At 61.7% G+C, this 25114-nt stretch carries 25 protein-coding genes; 9 read left to right on the top strand and 16 right to left on the bottom strand.

What is annotated here, in order from left to right:
• From cysS to KYT97_RS22905, 4 genes are read right to left on the bottom strand one after another with little or no spacing between them, the layout of a single operon-like run.
• Complete coding sequence (cysS, locus tag KYT97_RS22920; protein ID WP_033232556.1) at positions 1 to 1395, bottom strand: cysteine--tRNA ligase; 1395 nt, start codon at positions 1393 to 1395, stop codon at positions 1 to 3.
• Between the two features lie 11 nt (positions 1396 to 1406).
• A complete protein-coding gene (gene ispF, locus KYT97_RS22915; protein WP_033232559.1) occupies positions 1407 to 1883 on the bottom strand; it encodes a 2-C-methyl-D-erythritol 2,4-cyclodiphosphate synthase in 477 nt (158 codons plus the stop codon).
• A 13-nt stretch (positions 1884 to 1896) separates the two neighbouring features.
• Positions 1897 to 2565, bottom strand: coding sequence for a 2-C-methyl-D-erythritol 4-phosphate cytidylyltransferase (ispD, locus tag KYT97_RS22910; protein WP_116104129.1), 669 nt, complete (start codon positions 2563 to 2565; stop codon positions 1897 to 1899).
• A 24-nt stretch (positions 2566 to 2589) separates the two neighbouring features.
• Positions 2590 to 3078, bottom strand: coding sequence for a CarD family transcriptional regulator (locus KYT97_RS22905; RefSeq protein ID WP_033232561.1), 489 nt, complete (start codon positions 3076 to 3078; stop codon positions 2590 to 2592).
• 264 nt (positions 3079 to 3342) lie between these two features.
• Between KYT97_RS22905 and KYT97_RS22900 the strand changes: the two genes are divergently transcribed.
• Positions 3343 to 3975, top strand: coding sequence for a copper chaperone PCu(A)C domain-containing protein (locus KYT97_RS22900; RefSeq protein ID WP_033232562.1), 633 nt, complete (start codon positions 3343 to 3345; stop codon positions 3973 to 3975).
• A gap of 97 nt (positions 3976 to 4072) precedes the next feature.
• Positions 4073 to 5506, top strand: a complete 1434-nt coding sequence (gene radA / locus KYT97_RS22895) for a DNA repair protein RadA (RefSeq protein WP_116104130.1) — start codon at positions 4073 to 4075, stop codon at positions 5504 to 5506.
• A gap of 23 nt (positions 5507 to 5529) precedes the next feature.
• Here the strand turns inward: radA and KYT97_RS22890 are convergent, their stop codons facing one another.
• Positions 5530 to 6090 carry a PaaI family thioesterase gene (locus KYT97_RS22890; protein WP_045068397.1) on the bottom strand — a complete coding sequence of 187 codons (561 nt, stop codon included), beginning with the start codon at positions 6088 to 6090 and terminating at the stop codon, positions 5530 to 5532.
• Positions 6091 to 6187: 97 nt separating this feature from the next.
• On the opposite strand from KYT97_RS22890, the gene disA reads away from it, so the two are divergent.
• The gene (gene disA / locus KYT97_RS22885) at positions 6188 to 7273 is read left to right on the top strand and encodes a DNA integrity scanning diadenylate cyclase DisA (protein WP_033232701.1); all 1086 of its coding nucleotides are present in this window, start codon (positions 6188 to 6190) and stop codon (positions 7271 to 7273) included.
• 58 nt (positions 7274 to 7331) lie between these two features.
• Here the strand turns inward: disA and KYT97_RS22880 are convergent, their stop codons facing one another.
• Positions 7332 to 8063 (bottom strand): DUF4232 domain-containing protein, encoded by a 732-nt coding sequence (locus KYT97_RS22880; RefSeq protein ID WP_033232568.1) that lies wholly within the window; start codon positions 8061 to 8063, stop codon positions 7332 to 7334.
• Between the two features lie 93 nt (positions 8064 to 8156).
• Positions 8157 to 8774, bottom strand: a complete 618-nt coding sequence (locus tag KYT97_RS22875; RefSeq protein ID WP_033232570.1) for a carbonic anhydrase — start codon at positions 8772 to 8774, stop codon at positions 8157 to 8159.
• Between the two features lie 159 nt (positions 8775 to 8933).
• On the opposite strand from KYT97_RS22875, the gene KYT97_RS22870 reads away from it, so the two are divergent.
• Positions 8934 to 9581: a TetR/AcrR family transcriptional regulator gene (locus KYT97_RS22870; protein ID WP_219110723.1), complete on the top strand. Its 648-nt coding sequence runs from the start codon at positions 8934 to 8936 to the stop codon at positions 9579 to 9581.
• 3 nt (positions 9582 to 9584) lie between these two features.
• On the opposite strand, the gene KYT97_RS22865 is transcribed toward KYT97_RS22870, so the two are convergent.
• From KYT97_RS22865 to KYT97_RS22855, 3 genes are all read right to left on the bottom strand, one after another.
• Positions 9585 to 11141 carry a long-chain-fatty-acid--CoA ligase gene (locus tag KYT97_RS22865; protein ID WP_116104132.1) on the bottom strand — a complete coding sequence of 519 codons (1557 nt, stop codon included), beginning with the start codon at positions 11139 to 11141 and terminating at the stop codon, positions 9585 to 9587.
• Positions 11142 to 11208: 67 nt separating this feature from the next.
• Positions 11209 to 11988: an SDR family NAD(P)-dependent oxidoreductase gene (locus KYT97_RS22860; protein WP_116104133.1), complete on the bottom strand. Its 780-nt coding sequence runs from the start codon at positions 11986 to 11988 to the stop codon at positions 11209 to 11211.
• The gene (locus KYT97_RS22855) at positions 11988 to 13700 is read right to left on the bottom strand and encodes a thiamine pyrophosphate-binding protein (protein WP_116104135.1); all 1713 of its coding nucleotides are present in this window, start codon (positions 13698 to 13700) and stop codon (positions 11988 to 11990) included. Before KYT97_RS22855 ends, KYT97_RS22860 begins: the two co-directional genes overlap by 1 nt.
• Before the next feature lie 102 nt (positions 13701 to 13802).
• Here KYT97_RS22855 and KYT97_RS22850 point away from each other — a divergent pair, with 102 nt between their 5' ends.
• From KYT97_RS22850 to KYT97_RS22835, 4 genes are all read left to right on the top strand, one after another.
• Positions 13803 to 14738: an IclR family transcriptional regulator gene (locus KYT97_RS22850; RefSeq protein ID WP_045068383.1), complete on the top strand. Its 936-nt coding sequence runs from the start codon at positions 13803 to 13805 to the stop codon at positions 14736 to 14738.
• A gap of 66 nt (positions 14739 to 14804) precedes the next feature.
• Positions 14805 to 16211, top strand: a complete 1407-nt coding sequence (locus KYT97_RS22845) for a 4-hydroxyphenylacetate 3-hydroxylase N-terminal domain-containing protein (RefSeq protein WP_219110722.1) — start codon at positions 14805 to 14807, stop codon at positions 16209 to 16211.
• A gap of 35 nt (positions 16212 to 16246) precedes the next feature.
• The gene (locus tag KYT97_RS22840) at positions 16247 to 17230 is read left to right on the top strand and encodes an NAD(P)H-dependent flavin oxidoreductase (protein ID WP_033236365.1); all 984 of its coding nucleotides are present in this window, start codon (positions 16247 to 16249) and stop codon (positions 17228 to 17230) included.
• A gap of 15 nt (positions 17231 to 17245) precedes the next feature.
• Complete coding sequence (locus tag KYT97_RS22835) at positions 17246 to 18397, top strand: acyl-CoA dehydrogenase family protein (RefSeq protein ID WP_219110721.1); 1152 nt, start codon at positions 17246 to 17248, stop codon at positions 18395 to 18397.
• A 63-nt stretch (positions 18398 to 18460) separates the two neighbouring features.
• Here KYT97_RS22835 and KYT97_RS22830 read toward each other — a convergent pair whose 3' ends face one another.
• The 3 genes from KYT97_RS22830 to KYT97_RS22820 form a co-directional block, all read right to left on the bottom strand.
• A complete protein-coding gene (locus KYT97_RS22830) occupies positions 18461 to 18712 on the bottom strand; it encodes a WhiB family transcriptional regulator (RefSeq protein WP_033236363.1) in 252 nt (83 codons plus the stop codon).
• Between the two features lie 25 nt (positions 18713 to 18737).
• Positions 18738 to 19277: an HNH endonuclease gene (locus KYT97_RS22825; RefSeq protein ID WP_245005903.1), complete on the bottom strand. Its 540-nt coding sequence runs from the start codon at positions 19275 to 19277 to the stop codon at positions 18738 to 18740.
• Between the two features lie 364 nt (positions 19278 to 19641).
• Positions 19642 to 20421 (bottom strand): enoyl-CoA hydratase, encoded by a 780-nt coding sequence (locus KYT97_RS22820; protein WP_033236361.1) that lies wholly within the window; start codon positions 20419 to 20421, stop codon positions 19642 to 19644.
• 129 nt (positions 20422 to 20550) lie between these two features.
• Here KYT97_RS22820 and KYT97_RS22815 point away from each other — a divergent pair, with 129 nt between their 5' ends.
• Positions 20551 to 21357: an enoyl-CoA hydratase/isomerase family protein gene (locus tag KYT97_RS22815; RefSeq protein ID WP_219110720.1), complete on the top strand. Its 807-nt coding sequence runs from the start codon at positions 20551 to 20553 to the stop codon at positions 21355 to 21357.
• A 51-nt stretch (positions 21358 to 21408) separates the two neighbouring features.
• Here KYT97_RS22815 and KYT97_RS22810 read toward each other — a convergent pair whose 3' ends face one another.
• From KYT97_RS22810 to KYT97_RS22800, 3 genes are read right to left on the bottom strand one after another with little or no spacing between them, the layout of a single operon-like run.
• Positions 21409 to 22503, bottom strand: a complete 1095-nt coding sequence (locus tag KYT97_RS22810) for a CaiB/BaiF CoA transferase family protein (RefSeq protein ID WP_219110719.1) — start codon at positions 22501 to 22503, stop codon at positions 21409 to 21411.
• The gene (locus tag KYT97_RS22805) at positions 22500 to 24047 is read right to left on the bottom strand and encodes an acyl-CoA synthetase (protein ID WP_219110718.1); all 1548 of its coding nucleotides are present in this window, start codon (positions 24045 to 24047) and stop codon (positions 22500 to 22502) included. Before KYT97_RS22805 ends, KYT97_RS22810 begins: the two co-directional genes overlap by 4 nt.
• Positions 24048 to 24093: 46 nt before the next feature.
• Positions 24094 to 25062: an NADPH:quinone oxidoreductase family protein gene (locus tag KYT97_RS22800; protein ID WP_141486567.1), complete on the bottom strand. Its 969-nt coding sequence runs from the start codon at positions 25060 to 25062 to the stop codon at positions 24094 to 24096.
• Between the last annotated feature and the right edge of the window lie 52 nt (positions 25063 to 25114).

Genomic DNA, 25114 nt, shown 5'->3' with positions numbered 1-25114 from the left:
TTACTGCCCTGCCTTCAGGGACCATTCGGGTCCGTCGGGAGTATCGGTTACTTCGATACCCGCCTTGATGAGGCGATCACGGACTTCATCCGCCACCGCCCAGTTCTTTTCCGTCCGTGCCTGCTGCCGCCGATCGAGATCGGCGCGCACCAACACGTCCAAAGCTTCCATTGCCGCCTCGGTGTCGCCACCGGACTGCGACCAATGCGCGTCGAGGGGGTCGACGCCCAGGATGGCGAGCATCGCTCGCACCTGACCTGCCGCCACGCGCGCCGCGCCCAGGTCTCCCGCTGCGAGCGCGGTATTGCCCGCACTCGCCTTGCCGTGAATCTCGGCCAACGCGATCGGGACCGACAAGTCGTTGTCGAGCGCTTCCGCGAAACCTTCTGTCCACGTTCCGAGTTCGACGCCACCTGCGCGCTTGTGCGTACGCAGGACAAACGCCTCGAGTCCTTGGTACGACTTGGCACTCTCTTCGAGGGCTTCGTCCGAGTACTCGAGATTCGAACGGTAGTGAGCACTACCGAGGTAGTACCTAAGTTCTTGCGGGCGAACCTTTTTCAAGACATTCGGCACCGACAGCACATTGCCGAGCGACTTGGACATCTTCTCGCCACTCATCGTGACCCAGCCGTTGTGCAGCCAGTACTGAGCAAAATCGTCGCCGACGCATTTTGCCTGGGCAATCTCGTTCTCGTGATGAGGGAAGACCAAATCCCTTCCACCGCAGTGAATATCGAATGCGGCGCCGAGATAGAACTCCGCCATGGCCGAGCATTCGAGATGCCAACCGGGACGGCCGGGTCCCCACGGAGTCGGCCACGAGGGTTCGCCAGGCTTGGCCGTCTTCCACAGCGTGAAGTCACGCGGGTCACGCTTGCCCTCGGCAGCACTCTCACCCTGATGGACGTCGTCGAGCTTGTGCCCGGAGAGAGCGCCGTATTCGGGGTAGCTCTGCACGTCGAAGTAGACGTCACCGCCCGCGGCGTACGCATGACCGTTCGCGATGAGACGCTCCATCATCGTGACCATCTGCGTGACGTGACCGGTGGCCCGCGGTTCGATCGACGGCGGCAATACACCCAACTGGTCGTACGCCCACGTGAAGGAACGCTCGAACGTCGTGGCCCACTCCCACCAGGGACGGCCGGCGTCGGCAGCCTTGTTCAATATCTTGTCGTCGATATCCGTCACATTGCGCACGAATGCAACGTCGTTGTCGTGCGCCAGCAACCACCGGCGCAGCACGTCGAATGCGACGCCGCTACGCACGTGTCCGATGTGAGGATCACCCTGGACTGTCGCCCCACACAGGTACACCGATGCATGTCCGGGGACCAACGGAACAAAATCCCGCAGGGCCCGCGTACCGGTGTCGTATAGGCGCAGGGTCACGACCAGCGATCTTACCTGTCGTTGCCGGTTGTCATGACCAACGCGGTGGCCATGGCGGCGATCCCCTCGCCGCGCCCGGTCAAACCGAGTCCATCGGTGGTGGTGGCGGAGACCGAAACCGGGGCACCAAGAACCTCGGAGAGGACCCGCTGCGCCTCATCGCGACGCGGACCGATCTTGGGGCGATTCCCGATGACCTGAACTGCGGCATTGCCCACCGTGAACTGGTTTTCCTCGAGCAACCGCCGAACCTCGGCGAGCATCCGGACGCCACTCACTCCGTCCCATTCCGGCCTCCCGGTACCGAAGACGGATCCGAGGTCGCCCAATCCCGCCGCGGAGAGAAGAGCGTCACACAACGCGTGAACGGCAACATCGCCGTCGGAATGCCCGGAGCAGCCGTCAGCATCCTCGAATAACAAACCGGCCATCCAACACGGCCGTCCTACCTCGATGGGATGAACATCCGTCCCCAGACCGACTCGCATCTAGTTTCCGTCCTTACGAATCCGCGTCCAGAAGTGCTCGGGCAAGTACCAGGTCGAGTGGCGTCGTGATCTTGAAGGCATGAGCTTCACCGGCGATGGTCTGTACGGAAACGCCGAGTCGCTCGACCAACGACGCGTCGTCCGTTGCCGCCAGATCACCGGCATCGTAGGCCTGGCGCAATACCTGCGCGGAAAAGCCCTGGGGAGTTTGTACCGCACGAAGTTCGCTGCGAAGCGGGGTACCGGTAACCATGCCGACAACATCGACGGACTTGATGGTGTCCGTGACCGGCAGCACGGGAATGACCGCAGCGCTACCCGCCTTCAGTTCTGCGACAACCCGCGCAATCATCGCCGGCGGAGTCAAAGCTCGCGCAGCATCGTGCACGAGTACGAACTCTGCGTCTCCGGCCGCCTCGAGCCCGGCCCGCACGGAATCCGTGCGCTCTGCTCCACCTGCAACCACGTCGACGTCGTCGCTACGCCCGAGATCAGCCTTGACTGATCCGAGAAGTTCAGGCGGCACAATCACAACAACGCGGTCGACCGCTCCGGATTTCCGGAGCCCGTCAACCGCGCGTGCAAGCATGGTGCGCCCACCGAGTTCGACGAATGCCTTGGGTATTTGCTCACCCAAGCGCAATCCCCGACCTGCGGCAGGAACCAGTGCGACTACCGACACTGTCAGCTTTGTTGTGGTGTTGATTCAGGACGCGGTCGCCAGGACCTCGTCGAGAATGATCTCGGCCTTTTCGTTGTCAGTGCCCTCGGCGAGCGCGAGCTCCCCGACGAGAATCTGACGAGCCTTGGCAAGCATGCGCTTCTCACCAGCAGAAAGTCCACGATCCTGCTCACGACGCCACAAGTCACGAACAACCTCGGCGACCTTGTTCACGTCACCTGAAGCAAGCTTCTCGAGGTTCGCCTTGTATCGACGAGACCAGTTGGTGGGCTCTTCGGTGTGCGGTGCACGCAGAACCTGGAAAACCTTGTCGAGGCCTTCCTGGCCGACGACGTCGCGAACTCCGACGTATTCTGCGTTGTCTGCGGGAACTCGAACTGTCAGATCGCCTTGAGCAACCTTCAGAACGAGATATTCCCTCTGCTCACCCTTGATGGTGCGGGTTTCGATAGCTTCGATCAGCGCCGCACCGTGATGGGGGTATACGACGGTGTCTCCGACCTTGAAAATCATGTGTCCCGTGCCCCTTTCGATTCCACTAGTTTAACACGTCGAAGAACCAGCCATGCATCAACGGCGCAGGTCAGGGGCATCCTTGCTCGAGCGTAGGGGTTGACAGTGCCTGTTGGACGTGCATTCAACCAGCGTCGACGGCCTGTTCACGGCGGCGTGAAAGCCCACGCGGACAACCGTTGTGGCTACCCAGCGACCGGCCCGCGAGAGCTGACTACTACTCTGCCTAGTGGAGTGCGAACCTGACGCCCTGGAGGACAAACCGTGACTGCTATCCGCAAGCCGACTCGCCGAGTCGCTACCGCCATTGCACTGGCTGCAGGCGCAGCCATCGCGCTGTCCGCATGCGGCTCGGGACAGGTGAGCCAGACTGCCGTCCAGCAGGCCGCCGTGAACGGCAACAGTGCCACCGTTGGTGACATCGCCCTGCGCAACGTGCATATCGCTTACCCCTCGTCCGAGGAATACAGCATCGAACCCGGCGGAAAGGCCGTGCTGGCCTTCACGATCGTGAACGAGAGCACGGAGACGACCGACAAGCTGGTGAGCATCACCACTGACTACGCTGCAAGCGTTGTCGCCGGTGAAGAGGTCGCCGGATTGGTGCTCAAGCCGCAGACATCCCTGCAGGCCGGAGAGCTTCCCGCGGGCGAGTCCGCTGAGGCCGAAGCCGAGAAGCAGATCGAGAACAAGGACCAGAACACAGACGCTCCCGCAGCGCTCGTGCTCGTGGTCCTCGAAGACATCAAGGCCGGCGTTCGCCCGGGCCTGACCATCCCGATCACCTTCACCTTCGAGAAGGCCGGCCCCGTCACGGTTCAGGTCCCTGTTGATGCGGGCCCGCAACTCGAGCGTGACGTGTCCGAGAAGTCACCGGTCGAGGGCTCAGGACACTGAGCTTGTAAACCTCAGGCGGACACTGCGTTTCGCCAAGGTCACGAATTGCCACACTAGAGGCGGGGTCCATGTCGGACCTCGCCTCTAGTCTGTTCCGGTGGCCAAAGCGAAATCGAACTACCGGTGCTCCGAATGCAAATCCGTCGTGCCCAAATGGGTCGGCCGCTGCCCCGAGTGCGACACGTGGGGCTCCATGTCCGAAGTGTCCGTCGTCGCTCCGGTCGCCAGTCGCGCGGGAGCATCGCTCGCCAAGGCCGGATCGGCCGCTGTCCTGCCCACCACACCCGCCACTCCGCTCACCCAGATCGACAGCCAGAGCACCAAGGCCAAGCCCACCGGGATCGGTGAACTCGATCGAGTTCTCGGCGGTGGTGTCGTTCCCGGGTCGGTCGTCCTGCTCGCCGGGGAACCTGGCGTCGGCAAATCCACGCTCCTGCTTGAGGTCGTCTACCGGTGGGCGATGCGGAGTCCGCAAGACCGCGCGCTGTACGTCACCGGAGAGGAGTCGGCCGGGCAGGTCAGGCTCCGGGCCGATCGCACCAATTCCGTCCACGAACGGATGTATCTGGCCGCGGAAAATGATCTCGCGACCATCCTCGGCCACGTCGAGCAGGTCAAACCCACCCTGGTGATCGTCGACTCCGTGCAGACCATGCTCGCGGCCGACGTCGACGGCGTTGTCGGTGGCGTCACACAGGTCAAAGCGGTCACCAGCGCGCTCACGTCGTTGGCGAAGTCCAGCGGAATCCCCGTACTCCTTATCGGCCACGTCACCAAGGACGGAGCCGTGGCCGGCCCACGGTCGCTTGAGCATCTCGTCGACGTTGTCCTACATTTCGAAGGAGACAAACACTCCACGCTTCGCATGGTCCGCGGCGTGAAGAACCGATTCGGAGCAGCCGACGAGGTGGGTTGTTTCGAACTCACCGAACAAGGCATCAACGAAATCAGCGATCCGTCCGGATTGTTCCTCCACCATCGGGAAGAGATGGTGGAGGGCACTGCTGTCACCGTGATGATGGACGGCAAACGCCCGCTGCTCGGCGAAGTACAGGCGTTAGTGGCGCCTACCCCACTCCCCACTCCCCGCCGCGCTGTGAGCGGCCTGGACACCGCGCGCGTCGCCATGGTTCTGGCGGTACTCGAGCGACGCGCCGGAGTATCGATCGCCAAAGCCGACGTCTACGCGGCAACCGTGGGAGGCATGCGAATGACGGAACCAGGTGCCGATTTGGCCCTCGCCATTGCCGTCGCCTCCGCGGTGAAGGGAAAGCCAGTTCCCAAGGGAATGGTGATCCTCGGCGAAGTCGGACTCGCCGGTGAGGTTCGCCGAGTTGCCGGCGTCAACCGACGACTGATCGAAGCTGCCCGATTGGGATTCACGAGCGCAATAGTGCCGGTCGACTCCGGGCCGAACATTCCCGGTATGAGAGTCAACGAAGTGACGAACATAGCCGAAGCATTGACCTACGCCGGTTTGCTCGGTGGCAAGCAGGGCGCGCCTCGACCCAAGCTCACCCCCGTCAAATGACGGAGGTGCTCAGCACAGGGCAATCAGACGGACGAGGTCCCGAACGGCGAGGTCGGAACGCCGTCCACAAATTCCTGGGTCTTGGCAAAATGCTCGGCCGTGATGGTCAGGAACAGTCCACGCGACGTTCCGACAATGACGTCCGGATCAGCCGCCGGACCTTCGACGATGACAGCTTCTGCGCTGGTGTAGACCTTGCGGCGAACGGTGCCCTCGACGCGAGCCCGGAACTCGAGAACCGAACCAAGCGGAATCGGCCGAGCAAAGTCGATCTCGAGGTGACCGGTCACCACCGGAGTGCCGAGGACCATGCATGCCACGCCCTGCACCTCGTCGAAAGCGGTGGAGAGAATTCCGCCGTGAATGACTCCGGGTCCACCCTGGTACTTCTTCGCGACTTCGAGGCGTCCGGTCACTTCGAGGCCCTCGCCCGCCTTGAAACTCATCGCCATCCCGGCCGGCTGATCGTCGCCGCAACCGAAGCACTTCGACCAGTGCTGAGGCAACTTCTCACCCGCCGCCGGGAAGAATTCGACGGGCACGGGCACGGTCAGGTCGTCAGGCAAAGTCCAGGAGCTACTCACGGATAGGTAATCTAATCGAAGGATCTGCCAGTACCAGCTATCGGACCCGGACTTAGTGACATCGACCTCAGCAGGGAGTTTCTCAATGATCAGTGCGATGGCGGATCCCCAGTCGTCGCCGGCGTTGAGAGAAACCATCGCCAGATTGGCCCCCGGAACCGCGCTGCGCGACGGCCTCGAACGCATTCTTCGAGGTCGCACCGGCGCCCTGATCGTCCTCGGTTACGACGACGAGATCGAAGCGCTCTGCGACGGTGGTTTCAACCTCGACGTCGAGTTCGCGCCCACCCGCCTTCGGGAACTCTCGAAGATGGACGGTGCCGTGGTGCTGTCCACGGACGGCTCGCACATCGTCCGCGCAAACGTTCAACTCGTTCCGGACCACAAGATCCCGACCGTCGAATCCGGCACTCGGCACCGGGCGGCGGAACGCACGGCAATCCAGACCGGATACCCGGTCGTGTCGGTAAGTCAGTCGATGTCGATCGTGAGCGTCTATGTCGGTGGCATCAGACACGTCATCGAAGGTTCCGCCACGATCCTTTCCCGGGCAAATCAGGCCGTTGCGACACTCGAGCGATACAAGGCGCGTCTCGACGAGGTCACCAGATCACTGTCCGTCGTCGAGATCGAGGACTTCGTAACTCTGCGCGACGCATTGACGGTGGTGCAGAGACTCGAGATGGTTCGACGCGTATCGCTAGAAATCGAACAAGACGTCCTCGAACTCGGCACCGACGGTCGCCAGCTCGCCCTTCAGCTCGAAGAACTGGTCGGCGACAACGACATTGCGCGTCAGCTCATCGTTCGCGACTACCTTGCCGGCCCCGAGCCGGTCGGAACCGCCGCGATGGACAATGTGCTCGCTGCCCTGGACCGTGTCACCGATGCCGATCTCCTCGACCTGACAACACTCGCCCGAGTGCTCGGCTACCCGGGCACGATCGAAGCCCTCGATACCCCGATGACGCCCCGCGGATACCGGGTTCTCATGCGGGTACCGCGGCTTCAGTTCCATCAGATCCACCGATTGGTCGGATCATTCGGCACCTTGCAAGCTCTGTTGGCTGCTACTGCGGCCGACCTTCAGTCCGTCGAAGGTATCGGTGGGCTGTGGGCTCGTCACATCCGCGAAGGTCTGTCACGGCTCGCCGAATCTTCGATTACCGGTTCGTTCAACTAGGCGATATTGAACGGCTCCGCGCCGCTACTAGGCGATATTGAACGGCTCCGCGCCGCTACTAGGCGATATTGAACGGCTCCGCGCCGCTACGTAGTGCACCGAGCTGGCCGACCACGGTGTACGCGCCGGGGCCCACGGGATTGCGTTGCGGATTCTGCGAAGTGGCGCAGTCCGGAGTCGACGTCGTGGCGGACCAGGCAACCTTGAAGGCGGCCTGCTCACCCGGTTCGAGGTTGCGCACATCCGGAGCAGGCTGCGGGTAGCAGTCGACGTTGGACCACAGTCGGTTCTTACCGTCGATGCTGTAGACAAGCACCTGCTGGAGTCCACCGGCCAGGTCGCGGTCACACGCGGCGGAACCTATGTTCGTGATGACAATCGTGAAGGTCGGTTCCTCACCACCGGCGAAGGTCGGCTTGTCTGCGGTTGCCTTGACTGCGAGGGACGAGTCGGCGCACTGCCCAGCAGGCACCGGAACCGCACTGGTCGCCGAGGTTGTCGAACTCGCAGCAGCGGACGTCGCAGAACCATTCGAACCGGAATCACCACTGCCGCCGCCACCGTTGCCGCCGGAACTGTTGCTTCCTGACGGGTTCGGCGTGAACGACACCTCCGACGTCAGTGAGGAAGTCACCGCCGCGGCATCTGCTTCGGCAGGATCGTCTCCCCCACCGACCAGTGCCGAAATCGCCCAGATCAGCAACACCAGGGCGATAACGGCAGCACCGATGGCCAGAGCCCGGCGACGCCAGTAGATCTGAGGGGGCAGTGGTCCATTCGGTTCCAACACGGTCTCAACGGTAGTTGGCGAAAGGCTCACAAACGGTCAGCTGAGACGGCGTGTCGGCACCGTGTGACGAAGGACTGCGGGGATTATCCCGGCCTACTCGCCGATTTCGCCTACTACGCCCTGCAGGCGCATGTGTCCGTCGGACAGCGTGTAGGTGACACCTGCGATCGCGCACTCTCCCTTGGCCACCTTGTCGGCAATGATTCGTGACCGCTGCATGATGAGCGAGCCCGTCTCGACAACGTGCCGGCCCTCGAGTTCGTCGACAGTCTTCAGGCCTTCGTTGCGTCCCATGAGAATGGACGGCGCAACGCGTTCGATCACACTGCGAATGAAACCGTCTGGCACTGCGCCCTTGTCGAGAGCGTCGAGCGTGGCTTTGACGGCGCCACAGCCGTCGTGCCCGAGCACAACGATGAGAGGCACGTTGAGAACATGGACGGCGTACTCGATGGAGCCGAGAACGGAATCGTCGAGCACGTGACCTGCAGTGCGGACGACGAACATGTCACCCAACCCCTGATCGAAGATGATCTCGGCGGCAACACGTGAATCACCACAACCGAACAGCACGGCGGTGGGGTGCTGTTCGTTGACCAGCTTCGCGCGATCCGCGATTCCCTGGCTGGGATGGATGGACTCGCCGCCCACAAATCGCTCGTTTCCCTCACGGAGGGACTTCCAGGCGGACTTAGGACTTGAATTCGGCATTTCAATATTGTGCACCCGCCGCGATTTTCCGACACATCGGGAAGGGCCTGGTCGCGGAAACCAACCGCCTTGTCCGTAGTCCGGCGCACGAAGGAGCGCGGACCTCCGCAGCGTACGATCCCCCCCAGGCCTTATCGAACGATAGCTAATGGAGAAGTCATGGTCACGAAGAATTCGGCGAAAACCGCCACCACCGAGGCCAGTTGGCGACGGATCGAGCCACTCGAACTGAGCCCCATCCTCCAAGCTGCCCTCGAAGGATTCTACGACAACGGCTTCCACGGCACCTCAGTGCGAGACATCGCGCGTCGCGTCGGTGTCACGATTCCTGCGCTGTACTACCACCATCAGAGCAAGGAAGGGATTCTCCTCGCGCTCTTGGAGATCTCGACCGGCGACGTGCTCGCGCGTGCACACACCGCATCGGCCGACGGCGGTGACGACCCGTGCGAACAGCTCACGAATGTCGTCGAAGCAATCGTGCTGCGCATGACAACCCGATCGCGCCTGGCGGCCCTCGAAGGTGAGGTGCGGTACCTCAGCCCCGAGAACCGCCAGCGATACCGCGTTGTCCGCAAGGGTATCGAGAAACTCGCCCTCGGCATCGTCAGCGATGGCGTCGAACGAGGAGTGTTCTCTGTCGCCGATACAGCCGAGACCACTCGCGCACTACTCGCCATGTGTCAGTCCATTCCGCGGTGGTACCACGCGGAAGGCGAACTCAGCCCGGAGGAAGTCGCCAAGAAATACGCAGAGATCGCCCTGAACACGGTGGGATACAAGCCTCGCCGCAAGCGGACTCGCTAGTTCTCACAGTGCTGCGTACTGCGCTCGAAGTTCGCGCTTGAGTATCTTTCCGGTAGCGCCAAGTGGAAGTTCAGCAACGACGTCGATCGATTTCGGGCACTTGTATCCGGCGAGACGTGCTCGCGTGAATGCGAGTATCGCGGTGGCATCGAGTTCGTGATCTGCAGCAGCGACCACCACCGCCTTGACTGCCTCACCCCAGACCGGATCCTCCACTCCGACAACGGCAACCTGTGAAACGCCGGGATATTCGGCGATCACCGATTCGACCTCGACGGGGTACACGTTCTCGCCACCGGAGATGATCATGTCCTTGATCCGATCGGTGATGTAGACGTATCCATCGTCGTCGATCCGTCCGACATCGCCGGTGTGAAACCAACCGTCTGCATCGATCGCAGCCGCCGTCTCAGTCGGACGTTCGTAGTAGCCCTGCGTAGTCTGCTCGGATCTGATGCAGATCTCCCCTGGCTCTCCAAGTGCCACCTCCTCTCCAAGTGCTACCTCGGATGCGCTCGGGCCCACAACCTTCAACTCCACCCAGGGGTACGGCTTGCCCACCGACCGCAACAACGAGGCTCTCTCTCCGTCAACCGAATGGTCGGCCGCATCGAGTTGTGTTACAGCTCCGTGTGTTTCGGTCAAACCGTAGACCTGAAACAGCGGGGTGTCGAATGTGTCGAGAGCTCGCCTCAACACTGCCGGTGTGATCGGAGAGGACCCGTAGGCGATAGATCTGAGCGCTGCAAAATCTCGGTCTCGCGCGCCCGGTACTTCGACCATCATCCCGATCACCGAAGGCACCAGGAATGTATTCGTGATGCTCATGGTCTCCAACACGTCCAGCAGGTCAGGCGGCGTGAACTCCGACAGAATCACGTTGTGCGCGCCGTTCGCGAGACCGACGAGGACCCAACCCAATCCACCGATGTGAAACAGCGGCATCGCACACAAGCTGACGGATGATTCGTCGAATCCCCACGGGCCACCGGTCTGTGTGCACGCCCCGAGGTTCCGGTTCGACGTGAGAACACCTTTGGGCTTTGCCGTCGTACCGGACGTATAGAGTTGCAGAACAACGTCATCCGAGCCTCCACGCCAACCGGGATCCACCGCGCTCGCACCAGCCAATCGAGCTTCGTAGTCCAATGGGCCGGTGCCGTCGATCTGAACCAACCGCTGCATCGGCGCTCCGGATTCCCGGACTGCGGAGACCACCCCGTCGAATTCACTGTGAAAGAACAACACTTGCGCTTCCGAATCGGCGAGCACCTCGGCGGCCTCCGCACCGGACAATCGCCAATTCACCGGGATGGTCACTGCCCCGATCTTCGCCGCGGCCAGCACTGCCTCGACCACCTGCGTGGAACTTCTGTCCACGACCGCCACCCGAGAGCCCAGACCACAACCGAGCGCGATCAGAACATTCGCAAGCCTGTTTGTTCGAATGTCCAACTCCGCGAAAGTGATCGAACCATCACGGCCAGTCAGAGCAAGGGCGTCGGGTCGAGCAAGAGCATGACGACGACTCTCGTCGGCGAGGCGGTAGTCCGTAATCATGTGAGTAGATCTTTCTCAGTTCGAAGGAGCGGATTCATGTGCGGCAGGGCAGCCTCGAAGCTTGCCGCTACGACAGGGCCCCGAGGTGTTTCATGACATCGGGGTACCGACGCAAATGCGCACCGCCATTGACGTCGAGAACCTCCCCCGTTGTCCACGACGACGCGTCGGAGGCCAGGTAGAGCACAGCTTCCGCAACATCGCGCGGCGACCCGTTACGTCCGAGCGGGGTGTTCTCCGTGAAATCTGCCTGGATGACCGGGACAGATGTCAGCCCCTCGACAAGGGGTGTCTCGACCAGACCGGGTGAGACGGCGTTAACCCTGATTCCGCGCTCACCGAGCTCGAGCGCTGCAACCTCGGTGAGCATGGCGAGACCTGCTTTGGCGGAGCAGTATCCCGCAAACCCTGCGGCAGCCTGGCGTGCGTTCAGAGAGGTGATCGAGACGATCGCTCCCCCGGCCTCCATCGCTCGGGCAGCATGTTTGATGACGAAGAACCCACCGGTCAGGCAGATATCCACCGTGCGCCTCCACGTATCGGCGTCCAACTCGGTGATGAATCCGGGCAGATTCAAGCCGGCGCAGTTGACCGCAATGTCCACCCGACCGAGCCTCGCCCGAGTTTCTTCGAAGACCGTGCGAACCGATTCCTCGTCGACAACATCGACGCACACGGCTTCGGCTCCCCTGCCGAGTTCGACGGCGCGGGACCGTCCACCGTCGACATCGATGTCACCGATCACGACAGTTGCGCCTTCTGACGCCAGCAATTGCGCTGTTGCCCAACCGATGCCGGATGCTCCGCCGATGACAACCGCTACTTTCCCCGCAACACGTGTCGACATCAGCGAGGAATGTTCTCGTAGTAGGGGACCACGATTTCGTCCGTACTGGTGACGTCGCCGAGCATCATTGTCGTAATGGGGTGGACGACGTGTGGATCCACCTCGACGTTGATGCATGCGGGCACCCCGGCGTCGAATGCGCGCTTCATCGCGTCGGTGATGGATGCAACATCCTTCACTCGCTCGCCGTACCCGCCGAAGGCCTCGGCAACCTTCTCATATGCGCTGTCCGCGAGCTCTGACACGACGATACCTTCATCCCCGTACACAGCTTCCTGACCATGGATCGACATCCCCCACACTGCGTTGTTGAATACCACTGTCACAACGGGTATTCCGTGACGGGCCATGGTGTCGAATTCCTGGATGTGGAATCCTGCAGCACCGTCGCCGGTGATCAGCACGACGGGTGATTCCGGGCGCGCACGATGTGCGCCGATGGCAAATCCCGGCCCGACTCCCAGACAACCGAGATATCCGAGGCGCAGAACGCCACCCACTTGTTCTGTCGTCGTGAAGAATTCACCCCATGACGGCGCCTCGGCACCGTCCATGACAAAGGTCGTGCCGGGAGGGCACGCCTCTACGATCGCGCGCGCCGCAAAGTACGGATGCGCCTTGCCGGTCTGCGTCTGCTCATCCGTGAATCCATGACGATGTGCGTGCTTCGCACTGGTGGCGGCCTCGACCCAGCTCCTCCAGTCGGGCCATTGACGTTGATCAGCAGCAGTTTTCAACGCAACGAGCGCCTCGCGGCAGTCGGCGAGGATCGGAACCTCGACATCCTGCATACGTCCGATTTCGGACGCGTCGACGTCGATCTGTATCAACCGCGCGCCAGGGAACAAACTGGTGCGCCCGCCGGTGAACATTCCGGCCCGGGCTCCGACTATCAGCACTACGTCGGGAGTGGGCTGTCCGAGCGCAGGCAAAGACCCGATCGCCAACAGTCCACCGCCGGCGAGACGATGACTTGCGGGTATCGCTCCATCCGACTTTCCCGGGTAGAACACGGGTACATCCACTGCTTCCGCGAATGCCACCAGAGCCTCGCCGGCGCGGGAGAACGTGACACCACCGCCGATGACTATCGCAGGATTGTTCGCTTCGCCAAGAACATCGAGTGCGGCTTCGACGGCCGAGGCAGTTGGACCGGGCCGGGCGTCGACTGTGTAGTTCGCGGGGAATCTCACGGCGTTTTCGTCGGCCTCGCCGAACATCACGTCGATCGGAACTTCGAGCAGTACCGGACCCGGAATTCCGGTCGTAGCCTTACGAATAGCCAGAGCAACGATTTCGGGCACGCGTGCGGGGTCGGTGATGCGATAGGCCCACTTGGTCACCGGTGTGGCCGCTGCTATCTGATCGAACCCACCTTGCAGCGGATTTGTCTCGGTCTCGCGCATCGGCGGAGCTCCCACAACGAAGATGGTCGGGGTGCGATCGAGGAGCGCATTTGTCAGCGCGGTGTAGACGTTGGTAAAGCCAGGACCGGACGTGACGACACAAACGCCGTACGTCCCGGTCACCCGCGCGTAGGCGTCGGCGGCATGTCCGGCAGTGGCTTCGTGACGGGTGTCGGTGAGCCGAATGCCGTTTCGCCGACAGGCAACGAGGAAAGCATCCAAATGCCCTCCGTGCAGGGTGAATACCTCGGTAGTTCCAGCTTCGGCCAGGGCTCTGGCAAGTAGTTCGCCACCATTGACAGTCATGTGTTGTCCTTCCGGAAATCATGGCGCTTGATTAACGATCGCTAAGTACCTGAACAGTAGCGTGGGTCACAGTGCGGCGCCAGAGTGGCATTATGCGAACACATGGCACGTAACTCACCGCAGACCGATCGCATCGTCATGCTCACCGAACTGTTGGCATCCGATCCCAAAACGGGGCGAAGCCTCGCCGACATTGCTCGGCACCTAGGGGTCGCAAAGGCAACCTGCTATCCCATGGTCGTCGCGCTGGCGGAGTCGGGCTGGCTCGTCCGCCATCCCGTTCGCAAGACGTACCAACTCGGCCCCGCCCTGGTCCCGATCGGTCAGGCCGCCTCTCGCGCAACCGATGTCGTCGATCTCGCCCGAACCGTCATGCATGAATTGGCCGACACGTCAGAACTGGCATGCCTGGGATTCATCCGGTCAGGCGCCGATCTGGTTGTCGCAGAAGTTGTTCAACCGATCTCCGGACGCAGCGGAACGCTCGGACTACGCGTCGGCGACAAGGTGTTGATGGCACCACCATTAGGCGCCGCACTGGCAGCTTGGTACGGGCAGGATCAACTCGACGAGTGGCTCCAACTCGGTACAAAAGCCCTGAGCACGGAGACCGACTTTTTACAGGCAGAGTACGAACCGATCCTCGACACTGTCCGGGAGCGCGGATTTGCCGTGGAATGCCTTTGGCAACAGGACCGTTCGATCTCCGATGCGGTCGCAGAGTTGCGCACACCGGGGGTCGGCGGACAGCGGGCCGCGCTCGCACTGAGAGAGGCACGTCGACTGCTGTCCGCGGACGTTGCCGTGGGAACAATCGACCCGAACGCGCACTACCAACTGCTGTCCGTGAACGCGACCGCATTCGATCAAGACACATCACCCGCACTGATTCTCTGCCTGGTCGACGCACCGTCATCCGTAACCGGGGAACGCATTACCGAACTCGGCGTACTTGTGCGCGAAGCCGCCGAACGGGTCACCACGCTGATGCATGGCCGTTCACCCAACCCATTGACATCTGAAGACCGTGCAACATAGCTTATATAGCGATCGCTAAGCTATGTTCAGGGCAATAACCGCGACCGAAGAGCAAGGAAGTATCCCGTGGGCATACGGTCCAGTGACCAGTACCGAAAAGGCCTCAACGACGACCGTCGGGTCTTCTACCGAGGGAAGAAGATATCCGACGTCTACGCGGAGCCTGAACTGACTCTTGCAGTGGATCATTCGGCACTGTGCTACGACATCGCCGACGACCGACCCGACCTCGCGATCACCGACGTGGATGGCGAACCAGTCAGCGCGTTCTACGTCGCACCGAACTCCGCCGAAGACCTCGTGCGCCGCGGAGCACTCATCGAAGAGGTATCACGACGCGGCGGCGGAACCATCGTCCTCAAAGAGGTCGGCAGCGACGCATTGTTTGCACTCCTACGCGCCACCACCGGCGAAGAGCTCGACAACGCCCGCGCCTTCTACCAGCGGGTGTGCGAAGGCGACCTGTCCCTGGCCGTCGCCCAAACCGACGTCAAAGGCGACCGTTCACTCGCGCCGCGTCAACAGGCCGACCCCGACCTCTACCTGCACATCGTCGACGAAGACGCCGACTCCATCACCGTGCGCGGCGCCAAATGCCACACCTCGTTCTCCGCGAACGCCGACGAGCTCATCGTGCTACCCACCCGCGCCATGGGACCCGACGACGCCGACTACGCGGTCTCCTTCGCCATCCCGATCGACACGCCGGGCCTCGAACTGTACGTCTCCCCGTACGCTGCCGGGGAACGCAACTCGTTCGAGTTCCCGATCTCCACGAAGCACAAGCTGCTCGAATCGCTCACCGTCTTCAACGACGTACGCGTACCGAAGAATCGGGTCTTCCTCAACCGCCAACCCGAACTCGCCGGCCCGCTCGCACTGGCTTTCGTCGACTACCACCGCTTCACCGCCATCAACTACAAACTGCCACTGCTCGACATCATGGTCGGCGCGGCATCGCTGATCGCCGAAGCCAACGGCATCAGCAAAGCCGGCCACGTCAAAGGCAAGATCACGGAACTGATCACCTGGAGCGAAACCGTCCGTGGGCTGGCGCAACTGGCCGCCGTCCGGTCCAAGCCGGGTGCGCACGGCGTTCAGCAGCCCGATCCGCTCGCCGTCAACATGGCCAAATACCACTTCGCCCACGGATTTCACAACGCGGTCGCAATACTCACCGACCTCTCGGGCGGCCTGCTCGCCACCGGTCCCGGAGGCGAAGACTGGGACAACCCCGACATTCGCGCAGTACTCGAAAAGTATTACGCTGCAGCAGTTCCTGCCGAAAAGCGTTTGAGGCTACTCAACTTCATCGCCGACCTCACCGCCCGCGACTACGGCGGATACCAATCCGTACTCGCAACCCACGCAGAAGGCTCACTAGAAGCCGAGAAACTGCAGATCGCACGCTCCTTCGATTCCACGAAGGCACGAAACTACGTCAGCGACCTGGCCGGAATCAGCCACCTCTGACCGACTTCCACTCCGACGCAACAGCAAGGACCCTCATGATCTCAACAGCATTCACGGAAACGTTCGGTGTTCGCCATCCCATCGTGCAGGGCGGTATGCAGTGGGTAGGGCGAGCGGAACTCGTTGCTGCCGTAGCCAATGCCGGCGCACTCGGATTCATCACCGCATTGACACAACCGACACCCGCGGACCTGGCCAACGAAATCGCCCGCTGCCGTGACCTCACCGATCAGCCCTTCGGCGTCAACCTCACGATCCTGCCGTCCATCACACCGCCGCCATATGACGAGTACCGCCAGGTGATCGTCGATTCGGGCGTGAAGATCGTCGAGACCGCCGGCTCCAACCCCGGACCGCACCTGCCGATGTTCCACGACGCCGGAATCAAGGTGCTCCACAAGTGCACCACCGTGCGCCACGCGGTGAAGGCTCAGGACCTCGGTGTCGACGGCATCAGCATCGACGGCTTCGAATGCGCCGGTCACCCCGGCGAAGACGACGTAGCCGGGTTGGTTCTGATCCCCGCAGCGGCAGAGAAGATTTCGATTCCGATGATCGCCTCCGGCGGATTTGCCGACGCCCGCGGACTCGTCGCCGCCCTGGCTCTCGGCGCCGACGGCATCAACATGGGCACACGCTTCATGTGCACCGTCGAATCGCCGATTCATCAGAACATCAAAGAAGCCATCGTCGCCGCCGACGAGACCCAGACCGAACTCATCTTCCGGCCACTGCGCAACACCGCTCGCGTCGCCAGCAACACGGTCAGCCGCGAGGTGGTCGACATCCTCTCACGTGGAGGACAATTCGAAGACGTCCGCGAACTGGTCGCCGGCGCCCGCGGACGCACCGTCTACGAGAAGGGCGATCCCGACGCCGGCATCTGGACCGTCGGAACCTCGCAGGGGCTGATCCACGACATCCCTACCGTCGACGACATGGTGCAGCGCATGGTCTCCGAAGCCGAGGACATCATCGGAGCGCGTCTGCGCTCGATGACCGAACGCGTTTCCGTCTAGGACAGGAGGGGAAGTATGCGTCGCACACTCTTCACCGAAGATCACGAAGCCTATCGAGATTCCGTCCGCGAGTTCATCGCCCGTGAGGTGAGCCCACACTACGACGACTGGGAAGCAAACCGTCTCGTGGACCGATCGGCATGGCTTGCCGCCGGTAAGATGGGCATCGTCGGCTTGGCCGTACCCGAACAGTACGGCGGGTCAGGAGAACTCGACTACCGCTACCGTTACATCGTTGCCGAAGAGATCGCCCGTAGCGCCACCACTTCGTTCGGCGCCGGGCTCGGACTCCAGGACGATATCGTCATCCCGTACATCGCCGATCTCGGTACCGACGAGCAGAAACAACGCTGGCTTCCGGGAATGGCTGCCGGAGAGATCATCTGCGCCATTGCGATGACCGAACCGGGAACCGGTAGCGATCTGCAGGGCATCAAGACCACTGCCGTTCGTGACGGAGACGACTGGATCTTGAACGGCCAGAAGACATTCATCACGAGCGGTATCCATGCCGACATCGTGATCGTCGCTGCCCGTACCGATCCCAGCGCAGGATCGCGCGGCTTCAGCCTCCTGGTCGTCGAACGTGGGATGGAAGGGTTCACCCGCGGTCGCAAGCTCCACAAAGTGGGTCTTGCAGGCCAGGACACAGCCGAATTGTCATTCGAGAACGTCCGTCTTCCGGCAAGCAACCTACTCGGTACAGAGGGCGGCGGACTCATCCATTTGATGGAACGACTTCCCCGCGAGCGACTCTCGATTGCCGTCAGCGCAATCTGCGTGGCACGTGCAGCCTACGAATGGACCAAGGCCTATGCCTTCGACCGCCGTGCCTTCGGAAAGCCCATCGGCGACTTCCAGAACACACGATTTGCGCTCGCCGAGATGCTCACCGAAATCGACGTGACACAGGCGTACGTCGACAATGCAGTCCTGGCGATCAACGACGGGGAACTCTCCGCCGTCGAAGCGGCGCAGGCAAAATGGTGGGCAAGTGAACTACAAAAGCGTGTCGTGGACCGATGCGTCCAATTGCACGGCGGGTACGGCTACATGATGGAATACCCGATTGGGCGAGCTTACGTCGACAGTCGAATTCAAACGATCTACGGTGGGACCACCGAGATCATGAAGGAGATCATCGGTCGGGACATCGCCAAGAACTGACAGGCGTTGAGACGATCGAAACCGTCGGACCCACACCACCACTGGTATGGGTCCGACGTGCAGTCAGCGGACAATCTTGCCCTGCCGGTACTCACAGCCGCCCCAGACCCCGGTCTGCGCAGTATCGGCCGCGTAGGCGCCGCACGCGATGGTGATGGGGCACCGGGCGCAGGTCTCGGCCGCGTAGTCGAACGCCTCACTCGGGTGGGGGAACCACCGGTCTGGGTGCCGATCACCTCGGCAGGCGGCGACGGCCCAGTCTCCGACCTCCTCCGAGACAGGCAGCAGGTCAGCCAAGGTCATCATCGTCGTCATGGGATGTGCCTCCTTCCAAGGCAATTCAGAGATGAGGAGTCAATTCACGCCAGATCGTGTGTTGGCGTTTGCGGTCGGTGCGAGGCGTTCGAGGTACCCAGAGGAGCGGCATGCCTGACTCTTCCGGGGTCTGATCGGACTTGGCGTTATTGCAGGTCAGGCAGCACGCTACGAGGTTCGACCAGCTGTTGTTTCCGCCTCGGCTACGTGGGTACACGTGGTCGACCGTCGTCGCCCCCGCCACGCCGCAATACGCACACCGATAGTGGTCGCGCGCCAGAACGCCGGCGAAACTCGCGCGGGTGTCGTCGTCGATCGTCGGACGTGGCGGGGTGTGCACGTACTCGAACAGCTGGATCGTCCGCGGCAGCGGGATTGCCACATGCTGGGAGCGCACGACGAAGCGCGGAGAATGCTCGACCAGAGTGAGTGCAAGATCCTCGACGAGCAGCACGACCGCGCGAGCGGCAGGTACGAGGTCGAAGTCCTCGTAAGTGGCGTTGAGGACTCGCACTTGCGCGTTCATCCAGGTTCGGGTGGTGATGGCGGTGGGTGGGCGAGGCATGACAATCGACAACCTTGTTCTCTCACAGAGGGAGTGGTGGTTCTCGAGGTGTGATCGTCCGGGGTGGCCGAGGTCGGCCGTGAGGTCACCCGTTGGGTGAGCTGGTATCGGGACGCACACGCCCCGAGTGGTGGGGCTTCAGCACATGCGGAATCCGGCGGCCGTGCCGGAGTTTTCCGCCAGCCGGTCCAGGAAATGAATCATCGACTGCGACTTGCGGTACGAGTACAAGCTGGCGTGCATTCGAGCGTCCTTCCTGATCGTGTGCGTCGGCTGTGAGTCACCCAGTGTGCCACGTCAAAGCTGAGATGTATTGCAAATATTCACGGACGGCAACCCGTCGCTCAGTTCACCCGGCCTACCGCTACCCGCCGAACACCGCCGCCCGCTTGCCTTGGAACGCCGCGACACCTTCCGCAAAATCAGCACCGGCGAGTAGTGAGATCTGTCCGGCACGCTCACGCTCGAAGGCAGAGTCCAGTTCGGTCAGGGTGGCGTCGTTGATCGCGTCCTTGGTCTGCTGGAATGCCTTGCCCGGCCCGCTACCCAGGCGACGAATCAGCTCCGCAAGCTCGTCGTCGAATGCGTCGTCCGGGCAGACCTGCGAGATCAGTCCACTGTCGAAAGCGTCTCGTGCCGAAAGTTTTTCCGCTAGGAGTGCCATTCGCATGGCCCGAGCCCGGCCGATCGACGCCGCAACAAGAGCTGTTGCACCGCCGTCAGGCATCAAGCCCACCTTGGTGAAGGCGAGCAGGAGGTAACTGGACTCCGCAGCTAGGGTGAGATCACACGCCAATGCCAGTGAAACACCCACTCCTGCAGCGGGACCTCGCACCGCTGCGATCACGGGGGTGGGGAACGACCTGATGGCACGCGCCAGGTCGTTGGCGGCATCGATGGTGTCCGCGGAGGGCGGACCCGACAACACTGCATCGGCCAGGTCCGCCCCGGTGCAGAATGCTCTGCCTGCTCCCTCGAGTACCGCTACCCGTACGTCGCCGCGACGCGCGTGATCGTCGAAGATCGTAGAGAGATTCTGCAACGCTTCGGTGTTCACCGCATTCATTCGATGCGGGCGGTTGATCACAACACGAAGTACGCCGTTGTCATGGGTCGAGTAGACGTCTGGTCGTGTTGCAGTCATGTCGGGTCCTTGTCGTTCAGGCAGTCGTCCGGTCGGGGCAGGAAGCGGCGACGGAAGGGTCTTGCCGAAGTAAGCGATTCACTGATATTCATACCTTAGCGAGCGATAAGTAACAAGGAGAAACAGACTATGTCCGACCTACTCGAAATCAGTACACCAACGCCGGGCATTGCCCTGCTCACTCTCAATCGACCCGAACGACTCAACGCGCTCGACGTCCATCTGGTCGCGGCACTAACTGCAGCGCTGGACGACATCGCGTCGGATAGAACATGTCGTGTCGTGGTCATCACCGGTGCGGGACGAGCGTTCTGCGCCGGGCTCGACCTCAAGGGCTACGGCGACTCCGAGCGAGACGAGGCAGAAGGCAGAACCCTTGCGGCGTTCGGACGACAGCAGGACATTGCACATCTGACCGAGCGAATCAATTCACTCCCCCAGCCTGTGATCGCCGCGGTGAACGGGCCGGCGGCGGGTGGCGGACTAGCACTCGTCTGCGCCAGTGACATCCGGATATCCGCACCCGAGGCAGTATTTGCGGTCTCGTTCATTACCGCCGGATACTCGGCGTGCGATATTGGCGTCTCGTGGTTGTTGCCACGCATCATCGGGGCCGGCAATGCACACGAACTGATGCTGACCGGGCGTCGATTCGACGCCGCGCATGCGCGATCCATCGGGCTCGTTTCCCAAGTTGTCGACTCGGAAAACCTTCTCACCGAAGCACTTCGAATCGCCGGTGAGATCCTGAACAATCCGCCGGTCTCGGTCGAGATGACAAAGAAGGGCATGTGGTTGGCACTGGAAACCCCGACCCTGCATGCGGCGATCGAGTTCGAGAACCGCCAGCAGGTCATTACCGCTCTCACCGAGGACGCTGCAGAAGCTACTGCGGCATTTCTCGATAAGCGGGCTCCGACCTACCGGCGGCGTTGACGACCTGGGGGGACCTGCCTTCAGGTCCCCCCATTTCAGGTGCCCGCCACTTCAGGCCCCAAGCCAGTCGCTCAACACGGCTGCTGTATCCGCGCCGGGTTTGGGCGCCCCCGCGGGCTGAGTCGTTGCTGTCCGGGAGAATCGCGGTGCCGGCGCCGACTGCACTATTCCGTCGGCTTCGACCAAAGTTCCACGGTGCGCCAGGTGTGGGTGAGTTGCAGCTTCCGCCGGACTCAGCACCGGCGCAACGCACGCATCCGTCGATTCGAAGAGCGCCGTCCACTCGTCACGTGTACGTGCGGCAAACGCTTCGGTGAATCGCTCGCGCAGTTCAGGCCAGCCATCCTGATCCATCTGTTCGGGCAGTGACGCGGAATCGAATCCCAGACCGTCGAGCAGCGCTCGGTAGAACTGCGGCTCGAGTGCACCGACAGCAACGAACTTGCCGTCCGAGCAGCGATACGTGTCGTAGAACGGAGTCGAACCGTCCAGCAGATTGGTTGCGCGAGAATCACTCCACTGACCGCTGCCCCGCAGCGACCAGATCATCTGTGCCAGTACTGATGTTCCGTCGACTATGGCTGCGTCGATCACCTGGCCTTTACCGGACTTCTCGCGTTCGTACAGCGCGGAGACGATTCCCAGGATCAAGAACATCGAGCCACCACCGAAGTCGCCCACGAGATTCAACGGGACCACGGGCTTGTCGGCTGGGCCGATCGTATGGAGGACACCGGTCAGCGCAAGGTAGGTGATGTCATGACCCGCACGCTGAGCGAGTGGGCCGTCCTGACCCCATCCCGTCATGCGGGCGTAGATCAGTCGGTCGTTGATCTTCCTGCAGTCGTCCGGACCGAACCCCAGCCGTTCAGTAACGCCGGGGCGGAAACCTTCCACCAACACATCGGTTTTCGCAATGAGGGCCCTGACGAGTTCCCGTCCCGCGTCGGTCTTGAGATCAGCCTCGATCGAGCGGCGACCGCGCAACAATTGGTCCTGATCCTTGGGCGAGATTTCCAGCCCGCCCGACGGACGTTCGACGCGGACGACATCGGCTCCTAGATCGGCCAGCATCATCGCAGCGTGCGGTCCCGGCCCGAGGCCGGCGAACTCCAGTACGCGCACTCCATGCAACGGGCCGCTCATCGTGCGCCGGCATTGTCTGAATAACGAGCACGCAGTGTGCCTTTGACAAGTTTTCCGGTAGGGGTGCGCGGAAGGTCGGTGCTGAACACGAGCCGCTTCGGCAGCTTGTACTTCGCAATCTGCCCCCGCAGATGATCGAGCAATTCGTCGCGAAGCGCATCATCTGCCTCCAGACCGGGAACAGGCTCCACAACTGCCATCACGATCTCGCCCATCTCGTCGTCGGGAACACCGATCACTGCCGCATCCAACACCGACGGATGTTCGATCAGCGCGTTCTCGATTTCCTGCGGATAGATGTTCACACCACCGGAGATGATCATGAACGACTTACGATCAGTCAGGAACAGATAGCCGTCCTCGTCGACATATCCGACATCACCCGTCGTTGTCCACGTCGGATGTTCGGGATGCTGTGCCTCCCGGGTCTTTTCAGGTGCGTTGTGGTAATTGAAGGGAAGTGCATCACGTTCGAAGTACAGGGTTCCCACCTCTCCCGCAGGCAGATCCTCACCGTTCTCGCCGCAGATATGCAGAACACCCAAGGCCGCCCGGCCCACCGTTCCCGGTTTACGCAACCATTCGTCGGAATGGACGATAGTCATACCATTCAACTCCGTCGACGAGTAGTACTCGTCGAGAATCGGGCCCCACCACTCGATCATCCGACGCTTCACGTCAACCGGGCACGGCGCCGCAGCATGCACCGCCAGACGCAACGACGAAATGTCGTAACGCTCTCGCGTTTCCTGTGGAAGTTTGAGCATCCGAACAAACATCGTCGGAACCCACTGGCTGTACGTCACGCGGTACTTCTCGATGTACTCGAGTGCCTTCTCTTCATTGAACCTGTTCATCACCACGACGGTTCCGCCCAACGCCTGTACCGATGCACAGGTACGAAGCGGTGCAGCGTGATACAGCGGAGCCGGCGAAAGATAGACATCGGAATCCGTAACGCCCCAAGCAGTCTGATTCATCACCGTCATCTGATCACCGGCATCCTGAATCTGACGATCAGGCAACGCCGGCTTGATCCCCTTGGGCCGACCGGTCGTTCCCGACGAGTACAACATGTCGGCACCACGAGGCTGATCCGGCAACGGCACATCGGACTCGAGCGCCGCCGCCGCGTCGAGCGAGGCATATCCCTCGAGCTCGCCGCCGAAGGACAACCGAATCACATTCGCCGGAATGAGATCGGCCAATGTTCCCGCCAATTCGGGTAGCGCTGAATCGACGATGACAATCTTGGCGTCACAATCCTCGACAATGTAGGCACCCTCGGGAGCGGTCAAATGCCAGTTCACCATCGTGAGATAAACACCCGACCGCATGGCGGCCCAGTAGATGTCGAAAACTTGAATGTTGTTGGTCGCGAGTACCGCCAGATTGTCGCCGCGTCGCAAACCCAATTCGTGCAGAACACGCGCGATGCGAATCGAATTCGCTTCCAACTCCGCAAACGTCACCACCGCACCGGTCTCCGCGACGATGACAGCAGCTTTGTCCGGGGTTGTTGCGACATAGGCTCCGGGGTACATGGTTTTCACTCCAAGGTTTCGTTCACGGAAGATGAATGGTTCCAGCTCATTCGAAGGACAGAGCCACTTTTCCGACAGCAGACCGGTCTTTCAGGGATGTCAACGCATCCACGGCACGATCTGACGGATAGAGAGTCGGTTCGGGCACTCGCAGAACTCCGGACTCGAGCAAAGGGTAAAGCACATTCCATTGACGGGCAAGGTATCCGGGATCGGTTCGCAGATACTCACCCCATCCGGCGCCCATCACCGAAATATTGTTCAGCAGAAGTCGATTGACCTTGACAGTCGGTATCTCACCGCCAGTGAAGCCCAAGACGATCAGGCGACCGTTGGGAGCGAGACTGCGCAAGCTGTCCGTGAAACGATCACCACCGACGGGGTCGAGAATGATATCGACGCCGCGACCGTTCGTGATCTCGCGAACTTGATCTTTCCAGCCGTCAACCAAGACGACATGCGATGCTCCCGACTCGGCAGCCAGTGCGGCCTTCTCCGGCGTGCTCACGACCGCAATGGTTTCGAGCCCGAGCGCGGCAGCGACATGCAATGCGGCAATACCCACTCCACCAGCAGCGCCGTGAACCAACACCGTCTCACCAGCTCGATACCGAGCTCGCTCGTCGAGCGCGAAATGCACAGTCAGGTAGTTGACCAGAAATCCGGATCCTGCTGTGAGAGAAACGGAATCAGGGAGCGGGAAGACCGAGGACGGCTTCACGGCCACAGTACGCTGCCAGGATCCGTCCTCCGTGGACAACACAGCTACGCGGTCACCCGGGGACAGATCCGACCCTGCCGGCACACTACGAACAACTCCCGCGCCTTCCAATCCGAGAACACATGGCAAGTCACGCGCCATCTGATAACTGCCGGTGGTCTGCAGAAGATCCGGAAAACACACTCCGGCGGCATGCAGATCCACCACTACCCGCGTCGGGTCTGTCGGCTCGGCGATATCCACCGAACGCAACCCTTCCGGTCCGATCAATTCGGCTAGCTGGACCGCGCGCATACATGCTCCTCGTGGTGATCCGACATCTTTGACTGTTCGGGCACGCCCGTGG

Origin of the sequence: Rhodococcus globerulus, assembly GCF_019334125.1 — a bacterium.
GTDB lineage: Bacteria > Actinomycetota > Actinomycetes > Mycobacteriales > Mycobacteriaceae > Rhodococcus_F > Rhodococcus_F globerula.
Note: the sequence above shows the minus strand (reverse complement) of the source record. Positions and strands in the feature narration are given on the sequence as shown.